General features: G+C 56.5%; 15 protein-coding genes. 12 read left to right on the top strand and 3 right to left on the bottom strand.

Features of this window, described 5'->3' with window-relative positions; translation table 11 throughout:
* The first annotated feature begins 22 nt into the window (after positions 1 to 22).
* Together ACTQ34_RS02520 and pth are read left to right on the top strand one after the other, a co-directional pair.
* The gene (locus ACTQ34_RS02520; RefSeq protein ID WP_441362348.1) at positions 23 to 1,669 is read left to right on the top strand and encodes a DAK2 domain-containing protein; all 1,647 of its coding nucleotides are present in this window, start codon (positions 23 to 25) and stop codon (positions 1,667 to 1,669) included.
* Positions 1,670 to 1,723: 54 nt separating this feature from the next.
* On the top strand, positions 1,724 to 2,362 hold the full coding sequence (gene pth, locus ACTQ34_RS02515) for an aminoacyl-tRNA hydrolase (protein ID WP_441362347.1): 639 nt from the start codon (positions 1,724 to 1,726) through the stop codon (positions 2,360 to 2,362).
* A gap of 55 nt (positions 2,363 to 2,417) precedes the next feature.
* On the opposite strand, the gene ACTQ34_RS02510 is transcribed toward pth, so the two are convergent.
* A complete protein-coding gene (locus ACTQ34_RS02510; RefSeq protein WP_441362346.1) occupies positions 2,418 to 2,771 on the bottom strand; it encodes an LPS biosynthesis protein in 354 nt (117 codons plus the stop codon).
* A 484-nt stretch (positions 2,772 to 3,255) separates the two neighbouring features.
* Here ACTQ34_RS02510 and ACTQ34_RS02505 point away from each other — a divergent pair, with 484 nt between their 5' ends.
* The 6 genes from ACTQ34_RS02505 (at position 3,256) to ACTQ34_RS02480 (ending at position 7,929) form a co-directional block, all read left to right on the top strand.
* Positions 3,256 to 3,513 carry an HPr family phosphocarrier protein gene (locus ACTQ34_RS02505; protein ID WP_441362345.1) on the top strand — a complete coding sequence of 86 codons (258 nt, stop codon included), beginning with the start codon at positions 3,256 to 3,258 and terminating at the stop codon, positions 3,511 to 3,513.
* A 50-nt stretch (positions 3,514 to 3,563) separates the two neighbouring features.
* Entirely contained in the window at positions 3,564 to 3,782 is a 219-nt protein-coding gene (locus ACTQ34_RS02500) for a PTS transporter subunit EIIB (RefSeq protein ID WP_441362344.1), read from the top strand.
* Positions 3,783 to 3,904: 122 nt separating this feature from the next.
* A complete protein-coding gene (gene nagB / locus ACTQ34_RS02495; RefSeq protein ID WP_297275412.1) occupies positions 3,905 to 4,642 on the top strand; it encodes a glucosamine-6-phosphate deaminase in 738 nt (245 codons plus the stop codon).
* A 15-nt stretch (positions 4,643 to 4,657) separates the two neighbouring features.
* Entirely contained in the window at positions 4,658 to 5,770 is a 1,113-nt protein-coding gene (gene nagA, locus ACTQ34_RS02490) for an N-acetylglucosamine-6-phosphate deacetylase (protein ID WP_441362343.1), read from the top strand.
* 108 nt (positions 5,771 to 5,878) lie between these two features.
* Positions 5,879 to 6,730 carry a helix-turn-helix domain-containing protein gene (locus ACTQ34_RS02485; protein ID WP_441362342.1) on the top strand — a complete coding sequence of 284 codons (852 nt, stop codon included), beginning with the start codon at positions 5,879 to 5,881 and terminating at the stop codon, positions 6,728 to 6,730.
* A gap of 179 nt (positions 6,731 to 6,909) precedes the next feature.
* On the top strand, positions 6,910 to 7,929 hold the full coding sequence (locus ACTQ34_RS02480) for a Gfo/Idh/MocA family oxidoreductase (protein ID WP_441362341.1): 1,020 nt from the start codon (positions 6,910 to 6,912) through the stop codon (positions 7,927 to 7,929).
* A 220-nt stretch (positions 7,930 to 8,149) separates the two neighbouring features.
* On the opposite strand, the gene ACTQ34_RS02475 is transcribed toward ACTQ34_RS02480, so the two are convergent.
* Together ACTQ34_RS02475 and ACTQ34_RS02470 are read right to left on the bottom strand one after the other, a co-directional pair.
* A complete protein-coding gene (locus ACTQ34_RS02475) occupies positions 8,150 to 9,550 on the bottom strand; it encodes a sodium-dependent transporter (protein ID WP_441362340.1) in 1,401 nt (466 codons plus the stop codon).
* Between the two features lie 62 nt (positions 9,551 to 9,612).
* Positions 9,613 to 10,506 carry an FUSC family protein gene (locus tag ACTQ34_RS02470; protein WP_441362339.1) on the bottom strand — a complete coding sequence of 298 codons (894 nt, stop codon included), beginning with the start codon at positions 10,504 to 10,506 and terminating at the stop codon, positions 9,613 to 9,615.
* A 136-nt stretch (positions 10,507 to 10,642) separates the two neighbouring features.
* Between ACTQ34_RS02470 and proC the strand changes: the two genes are divergently transcribed.
* The 4 genes from proC to ACTQ34_RS02450 all read left to right on the top strand — a co-directional run bounded on the left by proC (position 10,643) and on the right by ACTQ34_RS02450 (position 13,591).
* Positions 10,643 to 11,452: a pyrroline-5-carboxylate reductase gene (gene proC / locus ACTQ34_RS02465; protein ID WP_441362338.1), complete on the top strand. Its 810-nt coding sequence runs from the start codon at positions 10,643 to 10,645 to the stop codon at positions 11,450 to 11,452.
* Positions 11,453 to 11,535: 83 nt separating this feature from the next.
* Positions 11,536 to 11,859: a hypothetical protein gene (locus ACTQ34_RS02460; protein WP_441362337.1), complete on the top strand. Its 324-nt coding sequence runs from the start codon at positions 11,536 to 11,538 to the stop codon at positions 11,857 to 11,859.
* A gap of 65 nt (positions 11,860 to 11,924) precedes the next feature.
* Entirely contained in the window at positions 11,925 to 12,797 is an 873-nt protein-coding gene (locus tag ACTQ34_RS02455) for a radical SAM protein (protein WP_441362336.1), read from the top strand.
* Positions 12,798 to 12,991: 194 nt separating this feature from the next.
* Positions 12,992 to 13,591 carry a zinc dependent phospholipase C family protein gene (locus ACTQ34_RS02450; protein WP_441362335.1) on the top strand — a complete coding sequence of 200 codons (600 nt, stop codon included), beginning with the start codon at positions 12,992 to 12,994 and terminating at the stop codon, positions 13,589 to 13,591.
* The last annotated feature ends 12 nt before the right edge of the window (positions 13,592 to 13,603 follow it).

Here is a 13,603-nt window from a genome sequence, read left to right as displayed (position 1 = left end):
GAATTCGGGGAGAGTTAAGTAAATGGCAGATCAGAAAATAGACGGCGCGCTGTTCCAGTCCATGGTGATCGAGGGCGCGCTTGCCATTGCCGAAAAGAAGGAACAGGTTAACGAACTGAACGTTTTCCCTGTGCCGGACGGCGATACGGGCACCAATATGTCCATGACGATGGGCTCGGCGATGACCGAGATGGAAAAGCTGACCGAGCCAACGCTGGCGAAAGCGGTCGACACGACGGCATCCGCGCTGCTGCGCGGCGCGCGCGGCAATTCGGGCGTCATTTTGTCGCTGCTGTTCCGTGGCGTGGCGAAAAAACTGCGTGAAACCGATGCGGCGGGCGGTCGTGAACTGGCGCTGGCGCTGCGCGAGGGTGTGGAAACTGCGTATAAGGCGGTCATGAAGCCGGCGGAAGGCACGATTTTGACCGTATCGCGCGTGTCTGCGCAGCAGGCGGTCGAAGCCTGTCAGGCCGAGCCGGACCTGTCGGCTGAGCAAGTGCTCGAAACCGTGCTCACCTGCGGACGGCAGGCGCTGGAGGAAACCGTGCATCAGAATCCCGTGCTGGAAAAGGCGGGCGTGGTGGACGCGGGCGGCTTCGGCTACCTGACCATTCTGGAGGGCATGCTGGACGCGCTGCGCGGCATCCACAAGGAGCGCACCGCTGTCGAGCCGACCAAGGCAGCCGCAGACTTTGGGGCGATTGCGGATGAGGATATCACCTTCACCTACTGCACTGAGTTTATTGCCGCGCGCAAGGACAAGGCGCGCAACGTCGGTCGTCTGCGCGCGATTCTCAGTGAAATCGGCGACAGTCTGGTGGTGGTTGAGGATGACGATATCGTCAAGGTGCATGTGCACACCGACCAGCCCAACAAGGCGCTCGAGGAGGGCCTCAAGTTCGGCCCGCTGCTGACCGTTAAGATTGAGAATATGCGTGAGCAGCACACCGCCAAGGTCATCGAAGGCACGGCGGATGCGCCGGCCGAGCGTGTCATTGTTCCGGCGGAAAAGAAATTCGGCTTTGTCGCGGTTGCCGCGGGCGACGGACTGAAAAGCGTATTTACCGACTTGGGTGTCGACGTAGTCGTGCAGGGCGGACAGACCATGAACCCCTCGACCGATGACATCGTGCGCGCGGTGGACGCGGTTCCGGCGGAAATCGTGTTTGTGCTGCCCAATAATAAGAATATCATTATGGCGGCGGAGCAGGCAGTGCACCTGTCGGAAGAGAAAAAGATTGTCGTCGTGCCGACCAAGACCATTCCGCAAGGCATGTCTGCGATGCTGGCGGTTGACCCGGACGGGGAGGATGAAAACCTGCTGGCGCAGGCGATGCGCGACGCGGCGGCGCATGTGCGCAGCGGTCAGGTGACTTATGCCGCGCGCGACAGTGAGTTTGACGGCAAAAAGATTAAGCAGGGTGAGTATCTGTCGCTCAGCGAAGGCAAGCTGTGCGCGAGCGGGCGCGAGGCTTCGGTCATTAAAAAGCTCGTGCGCGAGATGGTAAGCGACGACAGCGCGTTTGCCACGGTCATTTACGGCGAAGGCATAAGCGCGGAGCAGGCTGCTGAGGTAGAGGCGCTGCTGCGCAAGGAGAACAAAGAACTGGAAATCTCGGTCATCGACGGCGGACAGCCGGTGTACTATTATATTCTTTCCGTAGAATAAACAAAAAGAAGAGCGCCTCCCTGCGGGGGAGGCGCTTTGTTTTGGAGTGAAATCATGTCAGTATTCGATATTTTCAAAAAGCTCGACGAGCAGAAAGCCGCAGCGGCGGCGCAGCCCATTGAGTGGCTGGTGGTCGGGCTGGGAAACCCCGGCAGCAAGTACGACAACACGCGCCACAACGCGGGCTTCCGCGCGCTGGAAAGCTACTGCGCGCGCAGCGGCTGCAAAATCGACAAAATGAAGTTTAAGGCGGTTGTCGGGGAGACGACGCTCGGCGGCGCGCGCGTGCTGCTGATGAAGCCGCAGACCTTTATGAACCTGTCGGGAGAGGCAGTGCGCGATGCAGCGGCCTTTTACAAAATTCCACCCGCGCGCATCATTGTGCTGTCGGATGACGTTTCGCTCGACGTGGGCACGCTGCGCGTGCGCCCGAAAGGTTCGGCAGGCGGGCAGAACGGCTTGAAAAACATCATTTATCATCTCGGCAGCGAGGAGTTTCCGCGCGTCAAAATCGGTGTGGGGAAAAAGCCGCATCCGGAGTACGACCTCGCCGCATGGGTACTGAGCAAGTTTACCGCCGATGAGCAGAAGGCCATCGATAAGGCCTGCGCGGATGCGGTGGACGCAGCTGCCTGCATCATTGCCGAAGGCTGTCCTGCGGCAGCGCAGAAATTTAACGGAAAACGCATCTGAGTAGGAAAAAGGGACGTGCCGGACACGTCCCTTCCTTACTGGAAATCTTTTTTGTTTATTCACCGCAGCCGGCACAGCCACAGCAGTCCGTGCAGCCGCACGCCGCCTCGGCTGCCTTGCGGTCCTCATATTCCCGCAGGGTGCCCTCTGTGATGTGGCTGAGCGCCGCAATGCGTTCGTTGACCATATCCCACAGGCACATGGGCAGATGGTCGCGGTGACCGCGGTGGATGGTCACGCATTCAAAGCAGTTGCCATGATGCGGGCAAGGCTGACGGCATGGGCAGTGGTCGCCTGCCTCGCGCACCTGCCGCAGGAATTCCTGCTTGATACGCCATGCTTCCTCTTTTTTGCCCTCACGGTCTAGCTTGTCCTGCAAAATGGCAAGTTCGTTGCCGTCAATCTGCATGTTTTTGCGCCTCGCTTTCCTATGTTCCCGCTTAGCATAGCAAAAAAGAAGGGCCGCGTCAAAACCTTTGCAAAGGGAAATAATCGATTTGTATGAGGTGCACAAAAAACGGACGAATTTTCTGGCAATTTGCGCGGGCAGTAGTGACTTGAAAAAGCGCGCCCTGTTTGTTACAATGTTAACAACAAGTGAACATCGTCCTCGTTGTGATTGGATTGTTACCGTGTTGGCGGGCAAAACCAAATTTCTCGCGGCCGGCCTGAAAAAGGAATACCCGGCGGTGCAGGAGTTTGGTTGTTTTTATTTTTCGGGCGGTATGCCGGTTTCTTTCTGTCTCGGTCTTATTATGCGGATTTTCGTATGGTTTTGCAGCAGAAAGGACATACTTTGCCGGGAAAGCGTGACGGAGGCGGTGATTTGCTGATAGTGCAAAGAGCGAAAAGTCATTCTTAAAAATGTAAATGATAGAAAGGAAAATGCAATTATGAAAACCGTAGAGTACACCATTAAGGACGAACTCGGCATTCACGCGCGCCCGGCAGGCATGCTGGTCAAGGAGGCGGCGCAGTTCAAGTCCTCCATCAAGATTGCCGGCCCGAAGAAGGAAGTAGATGCAAAGCGCATCATGGGCGTGATGAGCATGGGCGTCAAGCAGGGCGATACGGTCAAGCTGACCATTGAGGGCGAGGACGAAGAAGCAGCAGCAGCTGCGCTCGAGAAGTTCCTGACGGAAAACCTGTAAGAAAACCGGTGCTGTTATCGGATGCCAGCGTCGCCGGATGCGCCGCAGCCATGCTGGATGCAATCGGCGGCCGGGACAATGTGATTTCCGTTGAATATTGCATGACACGTCTGCGTTTGCATCTGCGGGAAGCCGCAGCGGCGGATGAGGCAAAGCTGCGCGCAGCGGGCGCTGCGGGAGTGCTGCATTGGGCAGATGGGGAAGTGCATGTCATCATCGGACCGCTTGCACGGTCGCTGGCGCGTGAGATGGAAACACTGGTCAAATAGAAAAGCCTGTCCTTCTGCGGCAGTGGGAGGCGCGGGTGTTCCTCAAGCAGCTGAGGCGGGCGAACGCCCGCCTTTGTTTTTTTTTGACGGCAGATGTTTGGACAAAGAGAGAGGTATTGAATATGAAAATCATTCGTGCAAAGGACTATAACGACATGAGCCGCAAGGCAGCCAACATTATCTCGGCGCAGGTTATTCTCAAACCGGATTCCGTGCTGGGCCTTGCCACCGGCTCATCCCCGATTGGCATTTATGAGCAGCTCATCAAGTGGTACAACAAGGGTGATGTGGACTTTGGCGAGTGCACTACCTTTAATCTGGATGAGTACCGCGGCCTGACTGCTTATCACGACCAGAGCTATCACTATTTCATGCACAAGAACTTTTTTGATGCCATTAACGTGCCGGAAAGCCGCATCAACCTGCCGGACGGGGCACAGATGGACGCGGAGCGCGAGTGCGAGCGCTATGATGCAGCAATTCAGGCGGCCGGCGGCATTGATTTGCAGCTGCTTGGCATGGGGCTGAACGGACATATCGGCTTTAACGAGCCGGACGATTACTTCTCCAAGGGCACGCATTGCGTTGACCTGACTGAGTCCACCATCGAGGCGAACAAGCGCTTCTTCGAGTCCGCGGACGATGTGCCGCGTCAGGCATATACCATGGGCGTACAGACTATCATGCTGGCACGCCGCATCGTGATCGTCGTTTCGGGCGAGAACAAGGCCGACATCGTGCGTCAGGCATTCTTCGGCCCGGTTACTCCGCGTGTACCGGCCTCCATTTTGCAGCTGCATACCGATGTGTCCGTCGTAGCGGACGAAGCCGCGCTTTCCAAGAGCATGGATCTGCTGTAAGCTGCGTGCGCGTATATGGAGTTTAAAAATCTCAGGATTTATCAACCGGACGGTACTTTTCGCACGGGCGGGCTGGTGCTCTCGGGTGATCGGATTGCGAATGCGCCGGTGTCGGTGGATGCCTGCGATATGGATGGTCTATATGCAATTCCGGGGCTGATCGATATCCATTTTCATGGCTGCATGGGCTATGACTTTTGTGACGGGACGGAGCAGGCGATTTCAGCCATCGCGCGGTATCAGGCAGAGCATGGTGTGTGCGCGATTTGTCCGGCGACCATGACCTATCCGGAGGAAAAGCTGTCTGTCGTGATGCAGGCTGCTGCGGCGTATCGCACAGAGCGGTGCGGCGCGGCGCTGGTGGGCGTCAATCTGGAGGGGCCGTTTCTCTCTCCTGCGCGGAAAGGTGCACAGAACGGCGCATGGCTGCAAAATCCGGACGCCGACCTGTTTCGCCGCTTGCAGGAGCAGGCGCAGGGTCTGATTCGTCTGTGTGAAATTGCACCCGAGCTTCCGGGCGGACTGGACGTAATCGGGGAACTGGCGGGCGAGGTGCGCCTGTCGCTGGCACATACCGAGGCGGATTACGATACCGCGTGTGAGGCGTTCCGGCGCGGCGCGCGCGAGGTTACGCATCTGTTTAATGCCATGCCGCCGCTGACACACCGCGAACCGGGTGTTATCGGTGCGGCGCTCGACAACGACGAGGTCGGCGTGGAGCTGATTTCGGACGGCTGTCACGTGCATCCGTCGGCTGTGCGCGTGGCGTTCCGTCTGTTTGAAAACCGGATGATCCTGATTTCGGACAGCATGTCTGCAACCGGGCTGGACGATGGAGAATACACTCTCGGCGGGCAGGAAGTGTCCGTGCGGAATGGCCGTGCAACCTTGCGCGGTGGCACGACGCTGGCCGGTTCGGTTGTCAACCTGTTTGAGTGCATGCGCCGTGCCGTACAGATGGGCATTCCGCTTGGGCAGGCGGTGCGCTCAGCGTCAACCAATCCGGCACGGGCTATCGGTGTTCAGCACGATTACGGCACGCTTGAGCCGGGTAAACTGGCCAACATTATTCTGCTTGATGAGGATTTGAACATCAATACGCTCATCCTGCGCGGGCAGATTATGTGACTATGCGAAAAAAGGCTTCGGGAATGATCCTGAAGCCTTTTTTGCGCGCCTTGACCGTGGCGGGTGTTTATGCTACGATAACCATATCCAAGGAAGGGAAAAGGCCGTATGATTCAGTGTTTTGTCAAAAAGGAATATGCTGCGCCGTTCGGCCTTTTGTGCATGCCGCGCCTGTTTTCGGTCAGTCGGACGGACGAAAAGGCGTCGGCACATCCGCGTGTCATGCACGCACATGACGACTTGGTCGAGGTGGTGCTCGTGCGCGGCGGCGAAAGCCGGTATTACGTGGGCGGCACGCCGTATGATGCGCGCCGCGGCGATTTGTTCATCTTCAACAGCCGTGTTGTGCATGATGAGCCTTCCGGACCGGACCGGCCGGTTGCCACGGTTAGTCTGGCGCTGGGCGGTCTTGCCGTACCCGGCCTGCGGGCAAACGCCCTGATTGCGGAGGACGCTTCGCCTGTCTGCCACTTGAACGAAACGCAGACCGTGCGGCTGGAGCGGCTGTATGACGTGTTGTATGATGAGCTGACCGCAGGCAACGATGACGGCGCGCATCACCTGCTCATGGCGGTATTGTCTTTGGTGCAGCAGTTCCGCGCCGCAGCGGCGGACGGTCGCGCCGCCGGCGAAAATGCGTTTGCCCAGCGCATCAAGGACTATATTGACGCGCACTTTGCCGAGGAGTTTTCGCTCCAGCAAATGGCCGGAGCGCTGCATGTCAGTCCGTACTATCTGGCGCACGTCTGCAAGGAGGCGACCGGCTATTCGCCCCTGCAATATGTGCTGCGCCGCCGCATTGGTGAGGCACAGACCCTGCTCATCACGACCGACCTGCCCGTCACGCGCATTGCCGCGCAGGTGGGGTATGATAACCCCAGCCATTTCAACGCCCAGTTCTCCAAGGCGGTCGGCATGTCGCCGCGCACCTTCCGGCGCGAGTATGTCTATCACGCCTGAACGCCGACCGCAAGAATTTGAAAGTTTGCTTGACACAGCCGCGAAAACGCGGCTGTTTTTTTGCCAACAAATCGCAAGAACGCTCTGGTTTTTCGGCGCATCCGGCAGTAAAATAAAGGCAACAAAACGACAGAGGGCGCGTCAGGGCGTCCGCATGAGAGTGAAAAGGAGAATGCGGTATGAAAACGGTCAAAGTGGGTTCGGTCGGTCTGGGCCGTCTGGGTTACGAGCATGCATGCAACCTGGCAGCGCAGGTGCCGGGCTGTGAGCTGGCAGCGGTCTGCGATGTGGATGAGAAGCGCGTGAAAGAGGTTGCTGAGGAGCTGGGCGTACCCTATACTTATACAGATTTTGAAGAGATGTGCCAAAACCCGGAGCTGGATGCGATTGTCATCGTTTCTCCCTCCTTCCTGCACTGCGGGCAGATTGAGATTGCGATGAAAAATGGAAAGCATGTGTTCTGTGAGAAACCGCTCGGCACGGACGTTGCTCAGTGCAAGGACGCGGAAAAGGTTGTCGAAGCGCATCCGGACCTGATTTTCCAACTGGGCTTCATGCGCCGGTTTGACAAGTCCTATGTCGAGGCAAAGCGCAAAATCGACAACGGCGATATCGGCAAGGTGGTGCTGGTGCGCTCGTACACGCAGGACCCGCGCTCGACCATTGAGTCTACGCTCAAGTTCGCGCCGCACTCGGGCGGCCAGTTCCTCGACATGTGCGTGCATGACATCGACCTCATCCGCTGGTTCACCGGCTCGAATGTCAAGAACGTATGGGCGATTGGCGGGGTGTTTGAGTTTGACCTGTACAAGGAGCTGAACGACGCAGACAACGCCGCCGCGACCATCCAGATGGACAACGGCGCAATGGGCTTCATGTTCACCAACCGCACACACGCGGCGGGCAGCAATGTCGAAACCGAAATCATCGGCACGCACGGCACGCTGCGCATTGCAAATGTCGGTGCGAAGAACCTGCTCAACATTGTTGACGAGTACGGCTCGCGCGAGGAGTACTATCCGGATTTCATGAGCCGCTGGCATGAAGCGTTTGTGGCCGAAATGGTCGCTTTCACCGGCCATGTGCGCGAAAACACCAAGCCCTCCGACCTGACTGTGTACGACGGCACGGCGGTATCCGAGGCGGCTTACCGCTGCAAGGAGTCCTTTGAAACCGGCAAGATGCTGCCAATTCGGTAAAAGACATCGATCAAACCGTATAGGTTCGATCGAGAGGCCGTGCCACGCGGACACCGCCTATACGCGATTTTGCACGCCTGTGTGGTACACAAAATCGCGTCCTTGTATCAAATTTGAGGCGTATGTCCTCGCATTTAATGAAAAAGAACCGCCAAACGGCGGTTCTTTTCTTGACAGGCTGAGGCTTTCCGATCGGAAAGCCTCTTTTTGTTTAGATGAATTAAATTGTGAAAAGACCGAACACCTTGGTAGCCAGCTCAGTGGCGAGAATGACCACCAGCATAACCGGCGCAATCCAGCGTACCATAACGCGGTGCAGCGCTTCGCGGTGGAAGGAGCCTGCGCCTTCCTTCACCTCGTCCGCGATGACCTTGGTACCAACCACATGACCAATCAGGATGCAGGTCAGGAATGCGACAATCGGCATGAGCACCGAATTGGAGATAAAGTCGAAGAAGTCGAGGAACTGCATGCCGATGATGGTAACGCCCGCCCACGGACCGTAACCCAGGCAGGACGGCACGCCGAACAGCAGGACGATGACCATAACACATAGGGTTGCGGGCTTGCGTCCCATGTGTGTTTTGTCCATGACGACCGACACAATGGTTTCCATCAGAGAAATCGAGGAGGTCAGCGCCGCAAACAGCACCAGCAGGAAAAACACGGTGCCGATGATAGAGCCGAAATGCATGGATTCAAATACCATCGGCAGTGTAATAAACATCAGGCCGGGACCGGCGTTGATTGCCGTCGGATCGCCGCCGTTAAAGGCCACGACCGCCGGAATGATCATCAGGCCGGCAATAAAAGCAAACAGCGTATCAAAAACCTCAATCTGCGTGACCGAGTGCTCCAGCAGGTTTTCCTTCTGCATATATGAGCCGTAGGTGATCATAATACCCATGGCAAGCGACATCGAATAGAACAGCTGGCCGAGCGCGCCAAGCACGGTCGACGCCGAGAACTGCGAAAAGTCGGGCAAAAGATAGTATTTCAGGCCGGTCATTGCACCGTCGATGGTCAGCGAGTAGACCGCGACAACCACGCTCAGTACTGCCAGAACCGGCATCATAATGCGGCTGGCCTTTTCAATGCCTTTTTCCACACCAAAGATGACTACAACGGTTGTCAGCAGCACATAAATCAAAAACCACGGGGTCGGGCCGCTGAAATCCAGCATGGTGGCCGGAATAGAGCCTGCGTCAAAGCCGATAAAATTATTGAAGAAGCCGCCGTTGTCGGCTGCGGTCAAACCGTTGCCGGTGAGGAAGGTGGCCAGATATTTCATGACCCAGCCGCCGATGACGCAATAGTAGGGGGTGATGATAACCGGCACGAATGTCGCAATCCAGCCGAGAAAGCCGAAGCGACGGTCAAGCGCCTTATACGCCCCGATGCAGGACAGGCGGGTTTTACGGCCAATGGCAATTTCGGTAATCATCAGCGCAAAGCCGAAGGTAACCGCCAGAATAATATACACCAGCAGGAAAATACCGCCGCCGTATTGTGCGGCCAGATACGGAAAACGCCATAGATTGCCCAGACCCACCGCAGAACCGGCCGCCGCCAGCACAAAGCCGATGCGGCTGGAAAAGCTGCTTCTTGATTTCTGTTCCATTTTTTGCAAACTACTCCCTTACATGTTTCTTTCTCTTTGCTGCCGCAAGAGCAGCGGGAACGCTATTCCGTGAGGTTGAATTCGCCGAGGAACTGCCATGCGCGCAGCAGATTATCCAGATGGTAGTTGCCGACAATATCCGCCGTACTTTGCGGCGCAGCGCAGATGCCGTCCGGCGCGGTCAGACCGAGCAAGGTCAGCCGCTGTGCGTTTTCCGGCGACAGACGTCCCTTTTCGTCCATCGCGCACAAGGCGTTCAGCTCCTGCCAGATGCTTTGCGCGAGCTTTTCGCAGCCGCGCAGAAAGATGGCCTGTTGGGTGTGGCTGTGCGAGCGAAACGCGCGCTGCTTCTCAAAAATGGTAAGTTCTCCTGCGATGCGCTCGAGCTGCGCCGCCAGCGGCGACAGGTCCGGATATCGCCCATACAGCACGCGTTCGCTGACATAGGCGGGTACCGATTGCTGAAAATGCCGCAGCAGGTCGGAGATACGGCGGCTGTTATTGTATGGCTTGATGGCAATGTTGATGACCAGTGCTGTGGCAAGGCCGATGGTGGTGTCAAGCAAACGATTGAAGCCGTACTGAAAGGCGTCGCCGGTTGGTGACACACAGATGGAAACGAACACGATGCAGGACAGCGGCACGGCAAAGTGCAGCCGCAGCCGGACACACAACAGTATCAGCACGATTAGCCCCAGTCCAATCCCCACATAACGAAAATTTGCCAGCAGGCTGACAAACAGTGCGCCGAACCCTGCGCCAAGCAGGATGCCGGTCAGCTGCGTGCGGCAGGTTTCAAAGGCGTCACCCACCGTGCGGCTCATCGCGCTGATGGCGCCGATGGCGGCGAAAATCAATGATGTCGAGCCGCGCAGGTCAGCGAAAAACAGTGCCAGCGCTACAGCAAGACCGGTCTTGACGGTCCGCAGTCCAATGTGCGGGACAAACCGTGCCAACGTTTCCTTCTCCTCCGGAATAAAATAATGAAGCTATTGTATCATAAAAGCGGGTTTTTCACAAGATATTTGCAGGGAAAAGCCGGGTATGCTATAATTATTTTAACGTCCTATCAGAATGGAGAGATGAGTTTTCATGAAGACATACCGTTTTGGCGTGCTGGGCGCGGGCAATATGGGAATGGCGATAGCGGAAGGCGCGGTTCGAGCCGGATTGCTGGCGCGGGATCAGGTGCTGCTGTTCAACCGCAGTGAGGATAAGCGCGCGGCGCATCACGCCTGCGGCTATGCCGTCACGGGGAATTATACCGAGGTCTACACCGCGTGCGAAACCGTGCTGCTTGCGGTCAAGCCACAGAATTTTGACGAAATTCTGCCGGTGTTGGGTAAACACGGCGGAGAAAAACCGCTGGTGGTGTCGATTGCCGCGGGTGTGACGTTCGCCAAGATGGAGCGGGCGCTCGGCGCAGACACGCCGATTATCCGCGTGATGCCTAATACGCCGCTGATGCTCGGCGAAGGCGCCACCGAGCTGGTCAAAAACGCGGTGGCAACCGATGCGCAGCTGGCGCAGATTCGTGCGCTGTTCGACACCATGGGCGTGACCGTGGTATTCGATCGCGAGGACATGCTCAACGAGGTCATTCCGTATGCGGGCTCTGCTCCGGCTTATATCTATGCCTTTGCCGATGCGATGGTTAAAAGTGCACAGGAACACGGCATCGATCCGGCGGATGCGCTCAAATTGTTCTGCCAGACGATGATTGGCTCGGCAAAAATGCTGCTGGAGGGCGATAAAACGCCCGCGGAGCTGATACGCGCGGTCTGCTCGCCGGGCGGCACGACGATCGAAGCAATGCGGGTGCTTGAGGCATGCGGTCTTGCCGATATGCTGGCGCAGGCGAACGATAAATGCATTGCGCGCGCCTATGAACTGGGCAAATAACCGGATGCCGCCATTGACTTTGCCGCAAGTGTATGATAAAGTTAAATAAATATTCCGCATCACTTTGAGAGGAAGTGGATTCTTTGAAAAATTCGACGAAAATCAAAGCGACCCTGCTGCTGACCAGCCTTGCGTGTGCGGCCGGTGCGACGGCGGCGCTTATGCTGCTTCAGAAAAAGCGCGAAGAGGAAGTTTACCACGAGGCGGAGCTCAAGGCCATGGATGAGCTGGAAGAAATGATGCGCGAGGAATCCGACTGCGCTTCCTGCGCCTGCGCAGAGGAGTGCGCGGCGGTAGACGACGCTTATCAGGATTCGTTCGACGACCAGACACCGGAAGAGGATGAGAAGGCCGAGGAGGAAAAACCCGAGGAGAAGGCTTCTGAGGAAGCGGCAACCGAAGAATAAGCGGCAGCGGGCGGAGGTTTTCCCCTTCGCCCGCTGTTTTTATCAGAATATAAGGAGGAACTCCCATGATAGAATACGAAGGCCGCGTATTTCGGCCGCCTTCTGAGGCGTACAGCCTGATCGTGCAGGTCACGATTGGATGCAGTCACAATAAATGCACGTTTTGTGATATGTATAAGGAAAAGCGTTTTCGTGTGCGCAAAATCGAGGACGTCAAGCGCGATTTTGACGAGGCGCGCCGTATGTATCCGAATGTCCGGCGCATTTTTCTGGCTGACGGCGACGCGCTCATGTGCCGTGCCGAGCACATGGCGGAAATTCTGCGTTACATCCGGCAGGTATTCCCGGAGTGTGAGCGCGTAACCAGCTATGGATCGCCTGCGTCCATCCTGGTGAAAACGCAGGAGGAGCTGAACCTGCTGCACGAGCTGGGGCTGGAAATGATTTATCTCGGTCTGGAATCCGGATCGGACGAGGTGCTGCGCCGTGTCAACAAGGGCGAAACGGCGGATGAAATCGTGCGCGCGGGCCTGATGGTCAAGCAGGCGGGCATGAAGCTGTCGGTCACCTGCATTGCGGGCCTTGGCTCCACTGAGCTTTCGGAAGAGCACGCGGTTAAGACCGCCGAAGCGCTCTCGCGCATGAAGCCTGAGTATATCGGCCTGCTGACCTTGCTTTTTGAACTGGAAACGCCCCTGATGCGTGACTGGCAGGAGGGCCGATTCTATCTGATGAACCCGATTGAGATTGCGCATGAGACGCTCATCCTGCTCGAGCATATCGATGCCGAGGGCAGCGTGTTCCGCGCAAACCATGCTTCGAATTACGTCAACCTTGCCGGCACGCTCAACCGCGACCGCGAGGCCATGTGTCAGCGGCTGCGGCAGGCGCTTGAGGGAAAAATCCAGTTCCGCAGCGAGGCATTTCGGGCAAGATAACCAAAAATGTAATTATTTTGTTGGAAAATCCGGCAAAATATTAAAGAGATTGTGTTGTTTTCGTTACAATTTCAAAAAAAACAAGACAAGACGGAAAAAATGTGATATACTAAATCTGTTTTCGGGGTTTTGTCAAATCGACCCGGATGTTAAGATGTTGTTAAGAAACGTGCGTTCCGTCTGGAGGATTGCTGATGGATTCCGTATCTCATATTCGCGTTGCACATCTGTTGATGGATTACGTTGAGCAGACCTGTGGCGTTACCTTTGATTCGAGTGGCTTTGTGTATGGTAACTTAAAGCCTGACCTGACCGGCACTTATCTGACCAAGCGCCACAACCCGTCGATTATGATGGACGAGGTGATGGACAAGATTCGCGCGTTCACGGAAAAGTATACCATCGGTCCGGTCAATGGGCGTGAGCTTTCGGTGGATTTGGGCGAGATTTGCCATTATATGACCGATTTCTTTACCTACCCGCATAACGATGATATCTATGAGCGCAATTTGCTGGCGCATTATCTGTACGAAAAGCGCGTAGCGCTGGTGATTCGCCGTCGAATGACGGAGGACAAGTTTGAGCAGTGGGCCAGCCCGATCATTCCGCCGGCAACGGTAGACGCATTGATCGCGCGTATCGGATCAATGCACAATGCGTACCGCGCTGCGGGCCGTCATCATGGTATCAACGACGATCTGGTACATATCTGCCGCGCGACTGCTATGGTGGTTCTTTCCATTATCAGCATCGTCTACGAGCAGGTGGAAGTACCGGCAAGCGTGATTGCATAAGAGAACACCAAA

It is taken from the genome of Agathobaculum sp. LCP25S3_E8 (assembly GCF_052117165.1).
In the GTDB taxonomy this organism is placed as follows: Bacteria; Bacillota; Clostridia; order Oscillospirales; family Butyricicoccaceae; genus Agathobaculum.
This window is presented reverse-complemented; position numbering and strand designations above follow the sequence as displayed.

Coding starts and splice junctions, on each gene's coding strand:
- ACTQ34_RS02520 (WP_441362348.1), top strand. CDS start 23: ATGGCAGATCAGAAAATAGACGGCGCGCTGTTCCAGTCCATGGTGATC.
- pth (WP_441362347.1), top strand. CDS start 1,724: ATGTCAGTATTCGATATTTTCAAAAAGCTCGACGAGCAGAAAGCCGCA.
- ACTQ34_RS02510 (WP_441362346.1), bottom strand. CDS start 2,771: ATGCAGATTGACGGCAACGAACTTGCCATTTTGCAGGACAAGCTAGAC.
- ACTQ34_RS02505 (WP_441362345.1), top strand. CDS start 3,256: ATGAAAACCGTAGAGTACACCATTAAGGACGAACTCGGCATTCACGCG.
- ACTQ34_RS02500 (WP_441362344.1), top strand. CDS start 3,564: ATGCTGGATGCAATCGGCGGCCGGGACAATGTGATTTCCGTTGAATAT.
- nagB (WP_297275412.1), top strand. CDS start 3,905: ATGAAAATCATTCGTGCAAAGGACTATAACGACATGAGCCGCAAGGCA.
- nagA (WP_441362343.1), top strand. CDS start 4,658: ATGGAGTTTAAAAATCTCAGGATTTATCAACCGGACGGTACTTTTCGC.
- ACTQ34_RS02485 (WP_441362342.1), top strand. CDS start 5,879: ATGATTCAGTGTTTTGTCAAAAAGGAATATGCTGCGCCGTTCGGCCTT.
- ACTQ34_RS02480 (WP_441362341.1), top strand. CDS start 6,910: ATGAAAACGGTCAAAGTGGGTTCGGTCGGTCTGGGCCGTCTGGGTTAC.
- ACTQ34_RS02475 (WP_441362340.1), bottom strand. CDS start 9,550: ATGGAACAGAAATCAAGAAGCAGCTTTTCCAGCCGCATCGGCTTTGTG.
- proC (WP_441362338.1), top strand. CDS start 10,643: ATGAAGACATACCGTTTTGGCGTGCTGGGCGCGGGCAATATGGGAATG.
- ACTQ34_RS02455 (WP_441362336.1), top strand. CDS start 11,925: ATGATAGAATACGAAGGCCGCGTATTTCGGCCGCCTTCTGAGGCGTAC.
- ACTQ34_RS02450 (WP_441362335.1), top strand. CDS start 12,992: ATGGATTCCGTATCTCATATTCGCGTTGCACATCTGTTGATGGATTAC.